Below are 19,049 nucleotides of genomic sequence, written 5' to 3' on the forward strand. Positions count from 1 at the left end.
CGCCAACGGCTACTTCTTCTCGATCGCTTCGACGAGATGCTCGACTTCCGCCTCGAGCGCCGACACCTGGGATTCATGCGGATCGGGGATCAGCCCGCGCATGACCGCAATTCGCTTGATCAGCTCGGAGATGGCTTGGACGAGCAGGAAAGCGAACCCGATCATGATCAGGGCTTTGGCGGGCCATTGCGGCAGACCGCCGGCATTGCCGGATTGCTCGTTGATGTGGAAGGAGCGCTGGAAGAACGGCACTCCGGTGATGATCATCACGATGCACAGCGGAATGAGGAAGAACAGGTGACCGACCACGTCAATCCAGTTGCGGACGGTCTTGGGCAGCGCGTTGTTCACGATATCGATGCGGATGTGCTCGTTGTCGAGCAGCGTCCAGGGCGAGCAGAGCAGGAAGACGACGCTGAACAGCACCCATTGCAGCTCGAGCCATGAATTCGAGGACGTATCGAAAGTCTTGCGGATGATTGCATTGACCGCCGAGATGATGACGGCGAGCACGATCAACCACGCGAGGCGTTTGCCCGTCCAGCGTGTGAACGCGTCGATCCCTTGGCTCAGCTTAAGGAGCGCTTGCAACGATAGGTCCTCCCCCGATTTCACCCCAGCCGTCTTGATTACGCCGACGCGGCGCGCGGCTTGTCTCGCCGCAACGGCTTGAGGCAGCAGGCACCAAACCAGCGGGCGTGCCGGCAGTCAATTGGAAGTTTGTTGGTAGTTAAGGGGAAAAGGCCGTAGTTCGACGGTGTCAGCCGCCAGTGACGCTCATGTGCCTGGACACGCTGGGGCGGTCGTGGCGGCGGTCGATGATGAAATCGTGCCCCTTGGGCTTCAGCCCGATGGCGCAATCAATCGCATCCGCAAGCAGCAGGTCATCGCTCGATGCACGCAGAGGTTTGCGCAGATCGGAGGCGTCCTCGTGGCCGAGGCAGGTGTGCAGCGTTCCCGTGCAGGTGATGCGCACCCGGTTGCAGGATTCGCAGAAATTATGGGTCATCGGCGTGATGAAGCCGAGCTTGCCGCCGGTCTCGGCGATGCCGACATAACGGGCCGGACCGCCGGTGCTCTCGGGCAGATCCGTCAGCGTGAATTGCTGGGCGAGGCGGGCGCGCACCAGCGACAGGGGCAGATACTGGTCGATCCGTCCCGATCCGATCTCGCCCATCGGCATGACCTCGATCAGCGTCAGCCCCATGCCCTTGCCGTGGGCCCAGCGCATCAGTTCGGGCAGCTCGTCCTCGTTGAGGTTCTTCAGGGCGACGGCGTTGATCTTCACCGCAAGGCCTGCGTCGCGCGCGGCCTCGATACCCTCGAGCACCTTGTCGATCTCGCCCCAGCGGGTGATCTCGCGAAACTTCCTGGGATCGAGCGTGTCGAGGGAGACGTTGATGCGGCGGACGCCGCAATCGGCGAGCTCGCGCGCGTGTTTTGCAAGCTGGGTGCCGTTGGTGGTCAGCGTCAGTTCGTTCAATGCGCCGCTCGAAAGATGCCGCGACAGCGAGCGCACCAGCGTCATCACGTTGCGGCGGACCAGCGGCTCGCCGCCGGTGAGCCGCAGCTTCCTCACACCCTTGGCGATGAAGGCCGTGCAGAGCCGGTCAAGTTCCTCCAGCGTCAGGAGGTCGGCCTTGGGCAGGAACGTCATGTCTTCCGACATGCAGTAGAAGCAGCGCAGATCGCAGCGGTCGGTGACCGAGACACGCAGATAGCTGATGGTCCGCCCGAACGGATCGGTCATCGCGCCCGACAGCGCGGCACGGGGGCTCGCAGAAAGTCCGTTCATACCAAATGCCTTGTCACTTACGGCGACGGGCGCACCTTTGCTTCAGCGGTGCTGAGAAAGCAATCTAAGCATCGGACGCGGCTAGGACAATCGGGTGGTATGGGGCAGATCAGCGCTTGCCCGCATTCGGATCGGGGAACGGCGAGGCCGCTGCGGGTGCCGCATCGGCCGGTGCTGCGGCGGGCGCGGCTGGTTTGGGCTTCTTCGGCCGGTGCGGCTTGCGGACCGGTTTCGGCGGCACCGCCGGCTGGAGTTCCGCAAACACCGGATTCGGATCGGTGGTGACGGAGGCGGGTGTGGTGAAATCGCCGGGATTCTTGACCACATTCACCGGCACGCTCGCCGGCTGGTACTTGGGCAGGGCGAAAGCGACCGTGAAGGGTGCATCGGGCGCGGGAACCGAGACCGAGCAGGGGGTCTTGCAGACCTGACCGAGTGAGGTGGTGGCGTCAGCACCGGGCGGATTGGATTCGAGCCTGACCTGGACGGTCGGCGGTGCTGATTTGAACATGTCCCAGGACATCGAGGAGCAGCCACCCAGGCTCGCTCCCGCTAGCGCAATCGCGATGACACGACGCATGAACCATCCACTTCTATTGCGACGAACCGCCACATCCCCGGCGCGACCTTAGGAGTGTCGTTTGGGGCAGGCAATTGGCGCGCGGCGCATAGATAATAGATGGTTAACGCAGGGCGTCGCGAGAATAACCTAGTTGTATCAGTCGGTTGCGACGGGTGAAGCCGTCATCAGGCTGATGGCGGCCGCCGGCAGGTCGCGCATGTGATGGATCAGCCGGTCCGGCTTCAACTCGGCGATCGGCACGTCGGTGTAGCCGAAGCTGACCCCGATCACGGGCACTCCAGCCCGCCGGGCGACCCCGACGTCGGTGCCGGCATCGCCGACCATGATGCTTGCCTTCACGTCTCCGCCGGCCCGGGCCACGGTCTCGCGGAAAATGGTCGGATCGGGCTTCTGGACACCAAAAGTGTCCGCCCCGCAGATCGCCGCGAAACGGCGGCTGAGGTCGAGCTGGTCGAGCAGCCGCTTCGACAGCCATTCCAGCTTGTTGGTGCAGACCGCGAGGCGATGGCCTCGCGCCGCGAACTGGTCGAGTGCGGCCTCGAGCCCCTCAAAGGGGCGGGATTCGACCGCGATATGGTCGGCGTAATAGGCAATGAAATCCGCGGTCATCCGGTCCATGTCTTTGGGGGTGACGGTGCGGCCCTCGGCCTCCAGCCCCCGCTCGATCAGCTTGCGGGCACCGGCGCCGATCATGTTGCGGGCGGAGGCCATCGGCACGGGCGGCAGGCCTTCGCGGTCGAGCACGTAGTTCAGCGCGGTGATCAGGTCGGGCGCCGTATCCACAAGCGTGCCGTCGAGATCGAAGACGATGGTGTGAGGGCAAGTCCCTTTGAAGGAGGTCATGGTCCCAGCGCTACCGGCCCGGTCGCATCCGCGCAAGGGGCGGGCCCATAAGATCACCTTATAGGCCTGTTCCCGCGAGGAAAACGAGGCTACATAGGCCGCCGAAAGCGGCCGCGATCGGCGGCTCATCCTCCGAATCCAGGGCGGGCGCACACGTGAACATGGACCAGTTGAAGCGGCAGGCTGCTGCCCGCGCCCTCGACGAGGTGCGCGATGGCATGCAGCTCGGGCTCGGCACAGGCTCGACGGCCAAACATTTCGTCGAGCTGCTCGGCGAGCGCGTCGCCGCCGGTCTCAAGGTGGTCGGCGTGCCGACCTCCGAAGCCACGCGCGCTGATGCGGAACGTTGCGGCGTGCCGCTGACGACGTTGGATGAGATCGACCATCTCGACATCACCGTCGACGGCGCCGACGAGATCGATCCCGAGCTCAATCTGATGAAGGGCGGCGGCGGTGCGCTGCTGCGCGAGAAGATCGTGGCCGCCGCCTCGGATCGCATGATCGTGATTGCGGACGACACCAAATGGGTGCCGACGCTCGGCAAGTTTCCGCTGCCGGTCGAGGTTATCCCGTTCGGGCTCGGAGCGACGCGCCGTGCGATCGAAAAGGCATTTGCCGAATGCGGCGTTTCCGGGCAAATGGCGGTCCGCAAGGACAAGGGCGGCCACGTTTTCGTCACCGATGGCGGCCACTGGATCGTCGATGCCCAGCTCGGACGTATTGTGAATCCCCCCGGTCTCGCCAAGGCGTTGAGCGCCATCCCCGGGGTGGTCGAGCATGGTTTGTTCATCGGCTTGGCCAGCTCGGCCGTTCTGGCGGGCGGCGAAGGAATTCGCGTGATTGAACGGCGCAAGCCGAAAGGAGACCAGGAATGAAGAACGTGTTGAAATTCTTGCCGGCCGCAACCCTCGCCGTGGGATTGGCGCTTTCGGCCGCCCCGGCGGTGGCGCAGCAGCCGGCCCAGCCCAAGGCTGCCGCCGCGCCGGCCCAGCCGAAGGCATCGCCGGCCGCGATCGCGGCGGCCAGGGAGATTCTGCAGATCAAGAACGCCACCGCGATGTATGCCGGTGCCGTGCCCGGCGTCGTCGAGAAGACCAAGATCGCGCTGATCCAGCAGAACCTCAACTACCAGAAGGAGCTCAACGAGGTCGCCCCGATCGTGGCCCAGCAGCTCAACGGCCGCCAGAACGAGATCGGCGAAGGCATGGCCCAGATCTATGCCAGCGAGTTCACCGAGCAGGAACTGAAGGATCTCGTCACCTTCTACAAGTCGCCGCTCGGCAAGAAGCTGATCGAGGCCGAGCCGCGCGCCATCGGGCTGAGCATGGCCTTCATGAACTCCTGGGCCCAGAACTTCTCCGAGACCGTGATGGGCGCCTTCCGTGCCGAGATGCGCAAGCGTGGCAAGGAGATCTGATCGATCCTATTTGATCAGAGATTGTTGAAAGAGGTCGGAGTGGACCATGGCTGAATTCGACGTCGACCTCTTCGTCATCGGTGGTGGTTCGGGCGGCGTGCGTGCCGCCCGGATCGCGGCCGGGCACGGCGCCCGCGTGATGATCGCGGAAGAGTACCGCATGGGCGGCACCTGCGTGATCCGCGGCTGCGTGCCGAAGAAGCTGTTCGTGATCGGCTCGCATTTTCGTCAGGACATCGAGGACGCCGCGGGTTTCGGCTGGACCGTTCCGCCGGCCAGCTTCGACTGGCCGACGCTGATCGCCAACAAGGACAAGGAGATCGCGCGGCTGGAGGCGGCCTACACGACGAACGTCGAGAAGTCGGGCGCGCAGATCGTCAAGAGCCGCGCGGTGATCGAGGACAAGCACACCGTCCGCCTGCTCGAGAACGACAGGAAGATCACCACAAAATACATCCTGATCGCTACCGGCGGCGCGCCCAACCATGGCGCCGCGATTCCCGGCATCGAGCACGTGATCTCCTCCAACGAGGCGTTTCACCTGAAGGAGCTGCCGAAGCGGATCGTGATCCAGGGCGGCGGCTACATCGCGCTGGAATTCGCCGGCATCTTCGCCGGCTTCGGCTCCGACGTCACCGTGATCTATCGCGGCGACAACATCCTTCGCGGCTTTGACGAGGATGTCCGGACCCATGTCCGCAGCGAGATGGAGAAGCAGGGCATCACCATTCTCACGGGCTGCACGGTGACCAAGGTCGACCGCCACGGCGAGAGCTTCACCACCCATCTGTCGAACGGATCGAGCATCGGCTCCGACCAGGTGATGTTCGCCATCGGCCGCCATCCCAACATCGCCAATCTCGGGCTGGAGAAGGCCGGCGTCGCCATCAACCCGAACAATGGCGGCATCGCCGTCGACCATTTCTCCAGGAGCTCGGTCGACAGCATCTATGCGATCGGCGATGTCACCCACCGCTTCAACCTGACGCCGGTCGCGATCCGCGAGGGCCATGCCTTTGCCGACACCGTGTTCGGCAAGCGCGAGGTCAGGGTCGATCACGCCAACATCCCGACGGCCGTGTTCTCGCAGCCGGAGGTCGGCACGGTTGGCCTGACGGAAACCGAGGCGCGCGCGCAATTCAGCCACGTCGACATTTACAAGACGACGTTCCGCCCCATCAAGGCGACGATGTCGGGCCGCGATACCCGCGTGCTGATGAAGCTCGTCGTCGATGGCGCGACTGATCGCGTGCTCGGCTGCCACATCGTCGGCGATGCCGCCGCCGAGATCACGCAAGCCGTCGCAATCGCGGTGAAGATGAAGGCGACCAAGGCGGATTTCGACGCGACCATCGCGCTGCATCCGACCGCGGCCGAAGAGCTCGTCACGATGCGCACGCCGACCGCGCGCCACGTGCGTCAGGCGGCGGAGTAAGCTCGGCGCTCAGCCGTAGAGATACCCGACCGGCTTGCCTTCGGTGCGCAGGGGACGGACGTCCTTGTGCGTGATGATCTGACCGGCGAGGCCGTCGATCTCGTCACGCTGCGTCGGCGTCCAGCTGCGCAGCTCGTTCATGCCCTTGAGCAGGCCGAGCCGCAGGACCTGGGTGTTTTCGCCGACACCCGTGAGCCTGATGGAATCCCCGCCCGCCGTCACCACGTCGCCTGCGGACAGTTCGAAGCTCTCGCCGGTCTTTCTCTTGAACTCGGCGGTGCCGCGAATGACACGATAGATCACGACCTCGCCCTTGGCGAAACAGCTCGCGTCGGCGGCGATCGACGTGCTCTTCGGCAGCAGCGACTGACCGCGCGGGTCGGTTGCGATGATGTGGCCAGTGACGAGATGGCCGCTCGGAATCTCGATGCCGATATCGCGCACGTGGACCGGCATGGCCGATTTGACCGAACCATCGGTGAGCGGCTTGAACAGCGCATCCAGAGCCAGGGGATCCTGAAGCCAGAAGCCGGCATCGGCCGGCCGGTTGTGCAGAGGATGGCTCCACGCCACGCGCGGCGTCTCGGCCTCGTTGATCTGGTCCGGACCGACGATGGTCGGGTTGGGAAACGTCGTCGGATCGGTGATGAAGGCTTCGAGGAATTTGCCCGAATACCCCATCGAGATCGGATCGGGCACCACGGTCTGCGGCGTCTTGAGGTTCTCATCGGTCGACAGTCCCGACCAGGTGTAGAACAGCTGGCGGTGGACGATCGCGCTTTGCAGCATCACCGCGCCGGGGCCGACATTGTAGAAGCGCCCGTCATAGTCGAAGGTGAACGCGCCCGAGGTGACCAGCACGAGCTGAAAGCCGCCCGGCGGAAGATGAAGATGGAAATCGGTGGGGCCGGTGTCGGGCCGGTAGATCGGCAGATTGGTCGCGACCTCATGCAGCAGGAAGGTCTCGTTGTTGGCGTGAAAGCCTTCGTTGGCGCGGTTGTAGAGGGCCTGCGGCCGGTACGTCGCCTCGAACTTCGCATCCCGGTCGCGATCGATCGCCACGAAGTCCTGGTCGTTGAGACGCAGCCGCGCGCCGTTCGGATGGGTGAGACCGGTGAATTTGAGATCTCCGGCAGCATGCACGTTCATGGCATTCTCCGATCTGGGGCCGTCCATCCCGGAGCTGGGGCGCACGCAACTTTCCGCTCTCTATCGTGGGCGGGCAGGGAATTGGGCCAGATGCTGTCTTGCGAATTTTGGGCCAGTCGGCGCGCAGTGCGCGCGCAGGCTCGCCGTCCGCAGGCGGCGCGTAAGAAATGCGAGCTTGCACCGAAGGTTAGACAACGGGTTCGCCAACCTGCCTGACCTTTCCGCGCAGGTCCGTAAGTTCGGTGGAGCGACCTATGTTGTCTAATTTGTCGGCAGGTCTCCTGCAGGGGCATGCAGCCGTGCAAGCTCGCGGCGACAGGCAAATGCCCGGCGGCTCAGTGTCTCAAGCCGTTCATTCGAACGACTGACGGACGCTTCGCTCGGGCTTGCCGAACGGGCTATCCGCCCACTTCGCCATGTCCAGCGCGCGGGCGTCGAGGCCTTCACACCAGAGGCAGCTCGGTTCCACGCGGCCTTTGGCCGTCAGCATCGGGACGAGCGCATGGCCGCAGCCGGTGCAGGATGTGGTGCGATTCATGCGGTTCTCCGCGCTCATCGGATTCAAGGGCGACATATTCGCTGCCGAAGCTTGCGCGAGCGCTATGGCGGCGCAGACGCTCGTTCCCGAGATGTAGATGTAGCGATCAATCGTGACACGGTTGCGATGTCGTCGCCGCTTGCGCGATAGGCGGAGCGTATCGCCTTCCGAATCCCGGCTCTGCGCCACAACGCGAAGGGCGTTGCAGCGCGCCCCGGACGCGGTTTCATCGCTATGGAACCGATGCGGCGGCTGGTCGCAGTCATGTTGCCTTGATTCCGACAGAGCCGCCTTTATGTCTGAGCAGAACAAGAATCCGGGCCCCTCTGGCGAGGACGCCGACCATGTCGGCAAACCTCGTGATGTCGGATGACCTGTCCCGCGCGAATGCGATGGATCGGCCGATCGTCGGGCCTTTGTTCGTTCTCTCCGACTATCCGTCCCCATCGCAGCTCCGTGCGGCCATTTCGCAAGTTAAGGGAGCTACGATGTCTGACGCCAGAACTTCAAATCCGATGGAAATCGAGATCACGGAGCCGTCGAGCCTGAACGAGCAGGCGGCGGTCGCGTTGGTGATCGTGGGCGCGCTGGTTGCGGTTGCCGACCGGCGCGTCTCGCCCGTCGAGCGCGACGAGGTGATCCGTTTCATCAGGGACCGCAAGCTGGCGCCGCACATTTCAGACGAACGGCTCTATGCGATGTTCGATGACCTCGCCGAACGGCTCGAGGAGCCGGATTTTGCCAACGTCGTGATCGACACGCTGCGGCCGGTTTCGAATCTGCCGCTCTCGTCCCATTTGATGGAGCTGTCGGAGCGCGTTGCTGCCGCAGATGAGGACGTCCATCCCCACGAAGTCCAGGCGATCAAGTTGTTGCGCTTGCTGACGCTGGTGCTGCCGCGCGCGAAACCGGTCGTGCCCAGTGCAGCGGACGCCACGCTCCAGGCCGCCCTGAAGGAGTAAGCATGAGCACAGTTTCGGACGAGCGCACCACCGAAGCCGTGGGCACCACCGGCGAGATCGCCGGTGGAGATCCGCGCCTGGCCAAGCTCGTCGACCGCCTGCCGGGGCGCATGGGCGACACCTTCACCTATCTGCTCAAGCCGTCCAGCCGCTGGGTCAGGATCCCCTCGGGCACGCTGCTGGTCGCCGGCGGCGTGCTCTCCTTCCTGCCGCTGCTCGGCGTCTGGATGCTGCCGCTCGGCCTCGCGCTGCTCGCCGAGGACGTTGCGGCGCTGCGCTCCTCCCGTTCGAAGGTCTTCGACTGGATCGAGCGCCGCAAGCCGCATTGGCTCGATCCGTCGACATCGAAAAATGATCAAACATGACTGAATTCATCACCGCCGAGGCGCTGACCGCGCTGTTTCAAGTCGTCCTGATCGATCTCGTGCTCGCCGGCGACAACGCCGTCGTCATCGGCCTCGCCGCGGCGGGCCTGCCGGCTCAGCAGCGCCGCCGCGCCATCATCGTCGGCATCGCCGCCGCCACCGTGCTGCGCATCGCCTTCGCCGGCGTTGCGACCCAGCTCCTGCAGGTCATCGGACTGCTGCTCGCCGGCGGCGTGCTGCTGCTCTGGGTCTGCTGGAAGATGTGGCGCGAGCTGCGCGAGCAGGCCACGCATTCGGAGCAGCTCGCGTTCAGCAATGGCGGCGGCGCGGATGCTGCGCCGGCACAGCGAAAGACCTTCGGCCAGGCGGCGGTGCAGATCGTCGCTGCCGACGTCTCGATGTCGCTCGACAATGTGCTCGCGGTGGCGGGTGCCGCGCGCGAGCATCCCTACATCCTCGCCTTCGGCCTGTTGCTGTCCGTCGCGATGATGGGTGTCGCCGCCGATCTGCTCGGCCGCGTGCTCCAGAAGCAGCGCTGGATCGCCTATGTCGGCCTCGCCATCATCATTTACGTCGCCTTCGAGATGATCTATCGGGGCTCGCTCGAGCTCGCGCCTGTCATCGCGAGTCTCTGAGGCGCATTCCTGTCTGCAATCCGGAGCGATCCATGACGTCTGAACCCAAGGCACCTTCGGCGCCGGCCGCGCCAAGGCCGCCGGTCGGCCTGCTACCGAAGCTGATCTTCGGCTCGCGCTGGCTGCAATTGCCGCTCTATGTCGGCCTCATCGTCGCGCAGGCGGTCTATGTGCTGTTGTTCCTGAAGGAGCTCTGGCACCTGGTCCTGCACTCGTTCGACGCCAGCGAGCAGCAGATCATGCTGGTCGTGCTCGGGCTGATCGACGTCGTCATGATCTCGAACCTTCTGATCATGGTGATCGTGGGCGGATACGAGACTTTCGTTTCCCGGCTGAACCTCAGCGGCCATCCCGACGAGCCGGAATGGCTCGGTCACGTCAATGCCAGCGTGCTCAAGATCAAGCTCGCGATGGCGATCATCGGCATCTCCTCGATCTCGCTGCTCAGGACCTTCATCGAGGCCGGTAATCTCGGCACCAACCGCAGCAATTTCACCGAGAGCGGCGTGATGTGGCAGGTCCTGATCCACATGACCTTCATCATCTCGGCGATCGGCATCGCCTGGGTCGACCGTCTCAGCGAGAGCGGCCATCGCAAGGAGGCCGGCCACGGCTGAGCCTTGCGAATGGGGCCGCGCCTTGAGGCGGCGGCCCCGCCACCGTATCGGCGGAGCCTCGCGAACGTCGTCTTGTAGCTCCTCGCGAGGGATCACAAGACGCCGATGAGCGGGTGATGTCTGCTTTGAACGACCATCCAGCCCTCTGACGGGAGGTGGCCGGCGGCCGTTCATGGTTTCTGTCCGCAGAGCTCGCGGGATGCCGTCGCCTCCGCTCTGTGGAGAGCGTATTCATTCCGCTGGACTGCCGACGACCGCACCCTGCCTGACGTCTTCGCGGGCGAGGATCAGCAGAAGGCCGACGATGATCAACTCGACCACCGCGAAGGCGACGAAAGCCCCGGTGAACGCGCCGGAAGAGGCGTTGACGATGGCTCCCATCATCCAGGGCGCCACGAAAGCCGACAAGATGCCGAACACCTCCGCATAGCCGATCGCCGCCGGTGCGAGCGCGTCGGAGTATTTTTCGCTGAGCAGCGCGAAGATCGCGCCGCCGCCGAGCAGCGCGACGCCGCTGAGGGCTGCGAACAGCACCAGCACACCGAACGGCATCGGCGTAACGACGCTCCAGAGGAACATCAGTGCGGTCAGGAAGGCGAGCCCCGCGGTGAGCTTGATCATGAACGGCTTGCCGAGCCGGTCGGACATGTAGCCGCCGATCACCAGGAACAGGACCTGCGAGAGCCCCATCACGGTGCCGATCACGGCGCCGGCTTCCGGCGGCATGTGCTGCACGGCGATAAAGGCGGGCACCACCCAAGTTGCCGTGCCGGCGATTGCGAAGGTACAGGCCACGATGCCGAAGCCACCGACTGCGATCCATTTCGAGCGGAAGATTTCGCCAAGCGGCAGGTGCTTCTGAGGCGTCTCGTTCCCCCAGGTGAAGTCGACGATGCCGATCTCGCTCGGGCTATTGCGAACGACGAGCGCGTTAATCGCAGCGACGATCAGGGTGCCGACCGCCAGTACTGCGAAGAAGGTCCGCCATCCGGTCGCAATGGTCAGGGGAATGCCGAGTGCGAAATCCAGGGTGATGGCGAGGCTGTAGGCCGCAAGGATGATTCCGACCACCGACCCGCGCCGGCTCTGCGGAAACCAGCCGAAGATCAGCTTCATGTTGCCGATGAAAATGCCGGCATCGAAGAAGCCGATGAGGAGCCGCAGCAGCACAAGCTGGGTGTAGTTCTGGACGAACACCTGAAGCATCATCCCGAGACCGGTGCCGGCAAGTCCGATCAGCAGCATGTTGCGCGCCGTCATCGAGCGGCTCACCGGTGACCACACCATCATCCCGATGCCATAGGTCAAAGCGAAGATGCCCTGCGCCAGACCGGCCTCGGCGGGATTGAGTTTCAGGCTCTCGGAGACGAAAGGCAGCACGGCCGCGAAGGCGTACCAGTCGGCCGCGAGGAATATCTCGCAGAAGATGGCGAGTGCCAGCATGCACTTTTGCCAGACGGCAATCCGTCGGCGGTCGCTCTCGGAAATGGTGGTCCAGTTGATCGTCATGATCGATCCTCGCGGTTTGAGCTTTCGGCGGGAGACGAGCATCAGGCCGGGGGCGGTAGGAAATTGACCTCGTGCTCGGCGGCACGCCGAACGACTTCCTGCGGATCGGGCAGGTTGTGGATGCGCTCGAACAGCTCCTTGAGCGATCGCGTCGGCGCAACCCAGAACAAGCTGGTCGCGGTTTCGCCGGACTTGTTGAAGATGCCGTGGGGAATGCCCTTGGGCATGCGCACGAGGTCCCCGGCGGTCGCCACCAGGTCCTTCCCGTCAAGCCAGAGATCGTAACGGCCGCTCAGTACGTAGACGAATTCGTCCTGGGTCGGATGAACGTGCGGCGGCACGAAGGTGCCGTCGGGAAACACGGCATGCCAAGCCATCGACGCCTCGGAGTGCTGCTTCAGCGTGTACGTCTGGCCCAGAATGCTCCAGACGATGTTGTCAAAGCCTTCTTTGGCGGCGGTAACGCCCGGAGGCATCTCGATCATGGTAGTGTCCTTCTGTCTGAGCTACTCGGCTAGAAAATCGGCGACATGATGCGCGGCGGAGGGCGTTTCCTCGAACACCAGATGTCCCGTGTCCGGCACCAGCGTCACGCGCGCGTGGGGCAGCCCGGCCTTCCAGGCCTCGGCCTGCGCCGTTGGGCGCAGGCGATCCGCGGCGCCCCACAAGACCAGCGTCGGCATTGTGATCCGGTGCAGCCAGCGGGCGAGCTTTGGATTGCCCTGCGGATCGCTGCGGATCAGCTTGGCGAAGCCCGTCACCTCGCGCCCGAGGCGGGCGTCGAACGCAGGATCTGGCGCCGTGGGAAAGTAACGCAGCGCGTTTGACGGATCGTGCGCGAGATAGGCCGGCAAATCCTGTGGCGCGATCTCGAACAGGCCGGGGGCCGGCGCGCTCGCAACCACGAGGCCGGCGGGCGCGACCAGCACCAGCTTGCGGACGCGATGCGGCTGGCGGATGGCGAACTCGGCGGCGAGCCATCCGCCGAGCGAAAATCCGGCAAGATCGAACGTCGCCAGTCCCAGCTTGTCGAGCAAGTCCGTGGTCTGGAGGACATGATCCTCGATCGTATCGATCCAGACCGCATCGCCGGAGTCGCCGAAACCGGCCTGATAGGGAATGATGACGGTGTGCCGCTTCGCCCAGTCGCGCGCCATCTCAAAGCCGGTAAACGTTCCGGTACCGTGCAGGAACACCAGCGGGGGGCCGCTTCCGATGGTGTGAACGACGGTGCGCACGCCGTTGATGTCGTATTCCGCACGAGCAAAGCCGGTGAGGTCGGGCGAGGGTTTGACGGTCTCAAGCATGATGGATGTCTCCGGTTGAAGGCAGCCTGTCGGGGCACCGCAGCGGAAGAGGGGTCATGCGGCTTTGGCCCGGCGGACGCCGACAAGCGCTGCGAATTGTTCCACGGCGTTGGCGAGGCGAGCGGCAATCATCGGCGCCAAGGGGGCGCCCGGCGCCAGTTCGTCGCTGCTCGCATAGATCGCGGTCGACACCGTGCAGGCCTCGAAGAACCCGAACAACGGACGGAGCTGATGCTCGACCACCAGCGAGTGGCGCAGCCCGCCGCCGACCGCTGTCAGCAGCACCGGGCGATTGCGCAGCACGCCGGGCTTGATCAGGTCAAAGACATGCTTGAACAGGCCGGGATACGAGCCCTGGAACACCGGGCAACCGATCACCAGGCCATCGGCATGCTCGATCGCCTCGACGAGGTCGCGCGCGCGCTCGTCGAGCCCGTTGCGAGTAAACGCAGCGATGCCCTGGCCGGCATCGACGAGGTCGAGGATGTCGGTCTTGAGCGCGTGTTGTGCCAGGAGATCGGCCGCAACGGCTTCAACAAGCACGCGCGACTTTGCCGGGCGCCAGCTGTTGCCGCAGAAGCCAACGATGCGGGATCTGTTCACGCCGACCTCCTGCGCGCTCAGCCAGTCACCCCGAACACCGTCCATTGCGCGCCGGGCCCGGGAAGGCCGAGCAGCGCACGGCCGCATTCCTCGACGATCTGGTCGGCCATCAGGATGTGCTGGGTGCCTGAGTGGATGTCGCGATAGAAGCGCTGCATCGGCGTGTTGTGCAACGAGGCACCTCGGGCTGCGCGGTGCGCGAAGGTCGAGACGTCGGACAGGACGTCGTGGATGTGCCGCAGCGACAGCTTGATCATTGTCATTTGCGCCAGCGAGGGACTTTCGCCGCCGGCGCAGGTCTCGGAGACCTCCTTCCAGGTTTCGTGCACCAGCGCACGTGCCGCGCGAAAACGAGCCTCGGCCTGCGCGAACTGGAACTTGAAGCTGGCGCTCTCGCACGACTTGCCGAAGGGATCCTGGCGCGGGACGATGACCTTCACGAGTTCGTCGAGCATGCGGCGGCCGACTCCGACCGCCCAGCTCGAGTGCGCCCAGGCGCTATAGCCCGCGAGCCCCAGCGCGCCCTGCACGCCGCCGCGACGTGGCGCGCCTATGTCGAAATCGTAGGTCATGTGTGTCGGCACGAACAGCTCGTCGCCCTCGCTGAGCGTGTAGTCGAAGCTTCCGGTGGCGCGCAGGCCGAGCACGTCCCAATTGCCCATCAGCTTGATGGTCGCCCGCGGATGGTGGGTGACGACGATCTTGGGCTGTCCGTTGGGACCGAACATCATGTCCTTGCCGGAGGCGTCGGTGACGAAGCAGCCGGAATGGACCCATTCGGCATGCTGGATGCCGCTGCCATAGGCCCAGTTGCCGCGGATCATGTAGCCGCCATCGACCGGACGGGCGAAGCCCCGCGGGACGCCGTTGCCGGCGATGGTGATGTCGGCGCCTTTTGCGAAGACCTTCTTGATGCCCTCGTCCTCGACGTAGATCGCGAGCGTTGTGCCTTCCATGTTGTTGCCGATCGCACACCATCCGGCGGACGCATGCGTGTAGGCAAGGCGCTCGATCACGGTCATGGCGTCGTAGGGCAGAAGTTCGGCGCCACCGACCTCGCGGGGAAACAGCATCGTGTAGATGCCGGCCTTGCGAAGCGCGGCGACGACGTCGTCGGTGAGATAGCCCTGCGCCTCGGCCTCGGCCGCGCGGGACTCGACCAGTGGCAGCACGGCGTCAAGGCGCGCGTGGAACTCGGCCACTGATGGCGTCGTGGAGGGCCTGGCGGCGCGTTGCATGGAAAGGCTCATGGTCGGTATCTCCACGTCAAGCTGTTGCTCCGCCGTGCGATCGGCGGGAGGATCGGGACCGGCGGGGACGGCGTCCGTGGGCAAGGCTCCGCCGTCGCGTGCCAAGGCTGTTGGCGCGCGGGTGAGCAGGCAATTCGCGATGGTGACGTGACCCCGTCGGAACCGCGTGATGTCGTCACGCGATCACGATGGCCGAATGCTAGGGATGAAGTGGGCAGACCGGCAATCCCCCATCATGGGGGGATCGCCGTTGCTGCTGTGCCGTAAAGCTGAGCCGGAGAAGCACGGTTCTGCCGCTTCTTTTCGCTTGACCGGAGAACAGGCGAAGAAGAAATTTTAAGCCTATAACAAATCCCAATGGGCGCACGTCGCGCGAGGAGTGGCGGTGAGGGCCAAGCAGGAGCAGTTGGACGGTCTGCCCGAAGGCCGGCTGGCGGATCGTTTGATGTCGATCGCCGAGAGCCGTTCGGTGCGTGCGCTTGGCGTGGCCTGTTGCTCAGCAATCACCGAACTCACGGGATCGCCGACTGTCGGCCTCTACCTGCTCGACGGGCTCGAGCCTGCCCTGGTCTACAGCCGCTACGTCGCCGACGGCCTGCTCGACAATTACAAGGCCGGCTTCTGGAAGCACGACCCGGTGCTCGACTGCATCATGACCCGCGGCTGCGCGGTCGACGGCGAAACCGTGATCGGCCCGCAGCAATGGCGACATAGCCCGACCTTCGAGATGCTGCATGAATGGGGCTTCGCCTACAATATGGGCGGGCCATTGTGGTGTGGCCAGAAGATCATCGGCGTGCTCTTCACTGCGACGACGGAGACGGGCGCACCCTATACGCCGCGCGCACGACTGCGCATGGAGATGCTATGCCGCGCCGGCTCGCTGGCGCTGACCAACATGATGAATGCGGGCGAGATTGAAACCCACCGTAGCCCGAGCCGTCGGGCCGGGACGCTGTCGGCATCGCTGCCGCCGCGCTCGGCTGATGTCGCCATCAGGGTTTGCCGCGGCCAGACCAACAAGGAGATTGCCCGCGAAATGGGAATATCCGACCAGACCGTGAAGGAGCACGTCGCCAATCTGTGCCGCCGGTTCGGCGTGCACAACCGGACCGAACTTGCGGCCTGCCTTCTGAGCGCGCGGCAGTAAAGCCGACGACTGCAGCGGCGTTCGGCCTCCGGATCGATAAAATTGTCTGCAATCCGTTCAGCGGCGGCAAACCCAGCGGACAAGAACCGCGCAGCCTTAAACTTCGATTTTGGAACCGATCTGCATCCTGCCCGCAAAAGGGCAGGGCATCGGCATGTCAATTCTCAGGGAGATCATCGCAGCGGTCGCGGGAGTCTACGCGCTCCTGTTCGTCTGCGACGCATTGTTCGGCGTCGGCGAGACTCGTTTCGACGACGCATATTTCCGCGCCAGCTTCTACGCGCCGCGGCCGATGGAATTCCGCTTCGCCGGTGACACGCCGCCGGCGGTGCGCGTCAGCGACGCTTTTGCGCAGTTCGCGCCGGGCGAAGCCAAGCCGAACAGGCGCTACTCGTCTCTGACGACGATCATCCGTTGACGTCGCCTCATTCTCCCTGAATCCATTCGGCGACGCCGCGCCATAGCGTGTCGCGGTGATCGGGGCGGAAGAAGCCGAAATGGCCGATCGCCTTGGCGCCGACGTCGGACGGCTTGACGTCGAGCACCTCCGGCTGGATCGCCGTGAATCCGCTCGCGAGCAACTCGACCGCAGGCCGCGTGGCCCAGGGATCGTCGGAGAAGCACAGCGCGCGCAGCTCGCCCTTGAACCTGGCGAAATTCTCCAGCGCCGGCAGTTTGGAATCGAAGAGGTAGCGGGGGCTCGAGACCCATTCGGCCCATTGCAGGAAGACCCCCTTGGGCAAATCCTCGCCGACGCCGGCCCAACCCGGCGCGTAGCCCAGGGCGTGGGCCAGCGGTACCCCAATCAGGTTCATGAAGGCCACCACGCGGTATTTCTCCGGGGAGGTCATCAATCGCCACGTCGCAGCCTGCGAGGCCACGAACGCGGCGCGCGAGATTTCGCCGTTGTTCGCGATCAGTCCGAGCGCCTGGCCGCCGAAGGAATGGCCGACATAGGCAAGCGGCAGGGTGCTGTAGCGCTCGCGCATCCAGCTGACCGCGGCGGTGACGTCGAGTTCGGCCCAGTCGGACATCGAGGCCTTGAAGCCGACCAGCGATTTCGGCCGGTTGTAGCCGACCATCGCCGGCAGCCGGGAGTCGCCGATGCCGCGATAGTCGTAGGTCAGCACCGCGCAGCCGCGATGGGCGAGGTAGGAGGCAAAGGCCCGATAGATCTTGCGCGGCACGGCGGTCGCCGAATTGATCAGGACGGCATGGTGCTTGGCGCCGCGCGGCAGGAACAGGGTGCCGGCCAGCGCATAGCCGTCGGTCGCGGGGAAGCTGATCTCGTCGATGAAAACGTCGTCCAGTGCCGCGTCCATGGGCGGTCAGCGTCCTGCCAGTTTCCGTGCCTGCCCAAGCAAATGCGAATTCAGCTTTGGCCGCAAGGGTTTGCGATGCGAACTGGATTTACAACTGGCGGCCGGAAGCCAGCCTGTGTATAAGGCGGCCCTCGCAACCCACAGATCAGGTTGTGCTTTTTGCTTCACGGAGAGATTGCGATGTCTGAGCGGTGGACGCCCGAGTCCTGGCGCAGCAAGCCGGTGCTACAGGTGCCCGAATATCCCGACGCCAAGGCCTTGGCCGACGTCGAGGCGCAGCTTGCGACCTTTCCGCCGCTGGTGTTCGCCGGCGAGGCGCGCAATCTGAAGAAGGCCCTGGGGCGCGTTGCGGCCGGCGACGCCTTCCTGCTCCAGGGCGGCGACTGTGCCGAGAGCTTCGCCGAGCACGGCGCCAACAACATCCGCGACTTCTTCCGCGTGCTGCTGCAGATGGCGGTGGTGCTGACCTATGCCGGCGCCGTTCCCGTGGTGAAGGTCGGCCGCATTGCCGGCCAATTCGCAAAACCGCGGTCATCGCCGACCGAGAAGGTGAACGGCGTCGAGCTGCCGAGCTATCGCGGCGACATCGTCAACGACATCGCCTTCACCAGGGAAGCGCGCGTGCCGGATCCGCAGCGCCAGCTGATGGCCTATCGCCAGTCGGCGGCGACGCTGAACCTGCTCCGCGCCTTCGCCACCGGCGGCTTTGCCAATCTCGGCAGCGTGCATCAATGGATGCTCGGCTTCCTCAAGGACTCGCCGCAGTCCCGCCGCTACAAGGAATTGGCCGACCGCATCTCGGACGCGCTCAACTTCATGCGCGCCTGTGGCCTCGATCTCGAAAGCCATCCCGAACTGCGTGCCACCGATTTCTACACCAGTCACGAGGCGCTGCTGCTCGGCTACGAGCAGGCCATGACCCGCGTCGATTCCACGACCGGCGACTGGTACGCGACCTCGGGCCACATGATCTGGATCGGCGACCGCACCCGTCAGCTCGATCACGGCCATGTCGAATATTTCCGCGGCATCAAGAACCCGATCGGGCTCAAATGCGGCCCCTCGCTGAAGCCCGACGAGCTCTTGAAGCTGATCGACGTGCTCAATCCCGACAACGAGCCGGGCCGGCTGACGCTGATCGGACGCTTCGGCTCGGACAAGATCGGCGAGCACCTGCCGAACATCATCCGCGCCGTGAAGCGCGAGGGCCGGGTCGTGGTCTGGTCGTGCGATCCCATGCACGGCAACACCATCACCTCCACGTCCGGCTACAAGACGCGGCCGTTCGACCGCATCCTGTCCGAGGTGAAGTCGTTCTTCGCGATCCACGCGGCCGAAGGCACGCACGCCGGCGGCGTGCATCTGGAGATGACCGGCCAGAACGTCACCGAGTGTCTCGGCGGCGCCCGCGCGATCACGGACGAGGACCTCAACGACCGCTACCACACGGTCTGCGATCCCCGTCTCAATGCCGAGCAATCCATCGACATGGCTTTCCTGATCGCGGAGCTCCTCAAGCAGGAGCGCGCCGGCAAGGCCCAGCCGATTCCGGTCGCAGCGGGGCTCTAA

22 protein-coding genes are annotated in these 19,049 nt (G+C 64.7%); 10 read left to right on the top strand and 12 right to left on the bottom strand.

The window, feature by feature from the left end; all coding sequences use genetic code 11:
- Positions 1 to 9: 9 nt before the first annotated feature.
- The 4 genes from ABIA42_RS09825 to ABIA42_RS09840 form a co-directional block, all read right to left on the bottom strand.
- Positions 10 to 591 carry a TRAP transporter small permease subunit gene (locus ABIA42_RS09825; RefSeq protein WP_271529163.1) on the bottom strand — a complete coding sequence of 194 codons (582 nt, stop codon included), beginning with the start codon at positions 589 to 591 and terminating at the stop codon, positions 10 to 12.
- A gap of 169 nt (positions 592 to 760) precedes the next feature.
- Positions 761 to 1,795 carry a GTP 3',8-cyclase MoaA gene (gene moaA, locus ABIA42_RS09830; protein WP_370113933.1) on the bottom strand — a complete coding sequence of 345 codons (1,035 nt, stop codon included), beginning with the start codon at positions 1,793 to 1,795 and terminating at the stop codon, positions 761 to 763.
- Between the two features lie 109 nt (positions 1,796 to 1,904).
- On the bottom strand, positions 1,905 to 2,375 hold the full coding sequence (locus ABIA42_RS09835; protein ID WP_370113931.1) for a hypothetical protein: 471 nt from the start codon (positions 2,373 to 2,375) through the stop codon (positions 1,905 to 1,907).
- A gap of 138 nt (positions 2,376 to 2,513) precedes the next feature.
- Positions 2,514 to 3,221: an HAD family hydrolase gene (locus ABIA42_RS09840; protein WP_370113929.1), complete on the bottom strand. Its 708-nt coding sequence runs from the start codon at positions 3,219 to 3,221 to the stop codon at positions 2,514 to 2,516.
- 155 nt (positions 3,222 to 3,376) lie between these two features.
- On the opposite strand from ABIA42_RS09840, the gene rpiA reads away from it, so the two are divergent.
- The 3 genes from rpiA to gor are packed head-to-tail and all read left to right on the top strand — an operon-like array spanning position 3,377 to position 6,073.
- A complete protein-coding gene (gene rpiA, locus ABIA42_RS09845) occupies positions 3,377 to 4,096 on the top strand; it encodes a ribose-5-phosphate isomerase RpiA (RefSeq protein WP_370113927.1) in 720 nt (239 codons plus the stop codon).
- A complete protein-coding gene (locus ABIA42_RS09850; RefSeq protein WP_370113925.1) occupies positions 4,093 to 4,638 on the top strand; it encodes a DUF2059 domain-containing protein in 546 nt (181 codons plus the stop codon). The genes rpiA and ABIA42_RS09850 overlap by 4 nt, the downstream gene beginning before the upstream one ends.
- Positions 4,639 to 4,684: 46 nt before the next feature.
- Entirely contained in the window at positions 4,685 to 6,073 is a 1,389-nt protein-coding gene (gene gor, locus ABIA42_RS09855) for a glutathione-disulfide reductase (protein ID WP_370113923.1), read from the top strand.
- 9 nt (positions 6,074 to 6,082) lie between these two features.
- Here the strand turns inward: gor and ABIA42_RS09860 are convergent, their stop codons facing one another.
- Together ABIA42_RS09860 and ABIA42_RS09865 are read right to left on the bottom strand one after the other, a co-directional pair.
- A complete protein-coding gene (locus tag ABIA42_RS09860; RefSeq protein WP_370113921.1) occupies positions 6,083 to 7,222 on the bottom strand; it encodes a hypothetical protein in 1,140 nt (379 codons plus the stop codon).
- Between the two features lie 352 nt (positions 7,223 to 7,574).
- Positions 7,575 to 7,760, bottom strand: coding sequence for a hypothetical protein (locus tag ABIA42_RS09865; RefSeq protein ID WP_028181514.1), 186 nt, complete (start codon positions 7,758 to 7,760; stop codon positions 7,575 to 7,577).
- Positions 7,761 to 8,248: 488 nt separating this feature from the next.
- On the opposite strand from ABIA42_RS09865, the gene ABIA42_RS09870 reads away from it, so the two are divergent.
- The 4 genes from ABIA42_RS09870 to ABIA42_RS09885 are packed head-to-tail and all read left to right on the top strand — an operon-like array spanning position 8,249 to position 10,339.
- The gene (locus ABIA42_RS09870) at positions 8,249 to 8,722 is read left to right on the top strand and encodes a TerB family tellurite resistance protein (RefSeq protein WP_271529155.1); all 474 of its coding nucleotides are present in this window, start codon (positions 8,249 to 8,251) and stop codon (positions 8,720 to 8,722) included.
- A 2-nt stretch (positions 8,723 to 8,724) separates the two neighbouring features.
- Positions 8,725 to 9,087: a hypothetical protein gene (locus ABIA42_RS09875; RefSeq protein ID WP_370113918.1), complete on the top strand. Its 363-nt coding sequence runs from the start codon at positions 8,725 to 8,727 to the stop codon at positions 9,085 to 9,087.
- Complete coding sequence (locus tag ABIA42_RS09880) at positions 9,084 to 9,722, top strand: TerC family protein (protein WP_028181517.1); 639 nt, start codon at positions 9,084 to 9,086, stop codon at positions 9,720 to 9,722. Before ABIA42_RS09875 ends, ABIA42_RS09880 begins: the two co-directional genes overlap by 4 nt.
- 32 nt (positions 9,723 to 9,754) lie before the next feature.
- Positions 9,755 to 10,339 (top strand): TIGR00645 family protein, encoded by a 585-nt coding sequence (locus ABIA42_RS09885; protein WP_028181518.1) that lies wholly within the window; start codon positions 9,755 to 9,757, stop codon positions 10,337 to 10,339.
- Positions 10,340 to 10,570: 231 nt separating this feature from the next.
- Here ABIA42_RS09885 and ABIA42_RS09890 read toward each other — a convergent pair whose 3' ends face one another.
- Genes ABIA42_RS09890 through ABIA42_RS09910 form a run of 5 tightly spaced genes read right to left on the bottom strand, consistent with a single transcriptional unit; the run spans position 10,571 to position 15,008 of the window.
- On the bottom strand, positions 10,571 to 11,848 hold the full coding sequence (locus ABIA42_RS09890) for a nitrate/nitrite transporter (protein WP_370113916.1): 1,278 nt from the start codon (positions 11,846 to 11,848) through the stop codon (positions 10,571 to 10,573).
- A gap of 41 nt (positions 11,849 to 11,889) precedes the next feature.
- A complete protein-coding gene (locus ABIA42_RS09895; protein ID WP_370113914.1) occupies positions 11,890 to 12,333 on the bottom strand; it encodes a cupin domain-containing protein in 444 nt (147 codons plus the stop codon).
- A 21-nt stretch (positions 12,334 to 12,354) separates the two neighbouring features.
- Positions 12,355 to 13,155 carry an alpha/beta fold hydrolase gene (locus tag ABIA42_RS09900; RefSeq protein ID WP_370113912.1) on the bottom strand — a complete coding sequence of 267 codons (801 nt, stop codon included), beginning with the start codon at positions 13,153 to 13,155 and terminating at the stop codon, positions 12,355 to 12,357.
- A gap of 54 nt (positions 13,156 to 13,209) precedes the next feature.
- Entirely contained in the window at positions 13,210 to 13,758 is a 549-nt protein-coding gene (locus ABIA42_RS09905; RefSeq protein ID WP_370113910.1) for an NAD(P)H-dependent oxidoreductase, read from the bottom strand.
- 17 nt (positions 13,759 to 13,775) lie between these two features.
- Complete coding sequence (locus ABIA42_RS09910; RefSeq protein ID WP_370113908.1) at positions 13,776 to 15,008, bottom strand: acyl-CoA dehydrogenase family protein; 1,233 nt, start codon at positions 15,006 to 15,008, stop codon at positions 13,776 to 13,778.
- A 385-nt stretch (positions 15,009 to 15,393) separates the two neighbouring features.
- Between ABIA42_RS09910 and ABIA42_RS09915 the strand changes: the two genes are divergently transcribed.
- Both ABIA42_RS09915 and ABIA42_RS09920 read left to right on the top strand, forming a co-directional pair.
- Positions 15,394 to 16,158 carry a response regulator transcription factor gene (locus tag ABIA42_RS09915; RefSeq protein WP_370113906.1) on the top strand — a complete coding sequence of 255 codons (765 nt, stop codon included), beginning with the start codon at positions 15,394 to 15,396 and terminating at the stop codon, positions 16,156 to 16,158.
- Between the two features lie 154 nt (positions 16,159 to 16,312).
- Positions 16,313 to 16,576, top strand: a complete 264-nt coding sequence (locus ABIA42_RS09920) for a hypothetical protein (protein ID WP_370113904.1) — start codon at positions 16,313 to 16,315, stop codon at positions 16,574 to 16,576.
- Between the two features lie 7 nt (positions 16,577 to 16,583).
- Here ABIA42_RS09920 and ABIA42_RS09925 read toward each other — a convergent pair whose 3' ends face one another.
- The gene (locus tag ABIA42_RS09925; protein WP_370113902.1) at positions 16,584 to 17,480 is read right to left on the bottom strand and encodes an alpha/beta fold hydrolase; all 897 of its coding nucleotides are present in this window, start codon (positions 17,478 to 17,480) and stop codon (positions 16,584 to 16,586) included.
- Positions 17,481 to 17,660: 180 nt separating this feature from the next.
- On the opposite strand from ABIA42_RS09925, the gene ABIA42_RS09930 reads away from it, so the two are divergent.
- Complete coding sequence (locus ABIA42_RS09930; RefSeq protein ID WP_370113900.1) at positions 17,661 to 19,049, top strand: class II 3-deoxy-7-phosphoheptulonate synthase; 1,389 nt, start codon at positions 17,661 to 17,663, stop codon at positions 19,047 to 19,049.

The organism is Bradyrhizobium sp. USDA 327, assembly GCF_041262065.1.
GTDB lineage: Bacteria > Pseudomonadota > Alphaproteobacteria > Rhizobiales > Xanthobacteraceae > Bradyrhizobium > Bradyrhizobium liaoningense.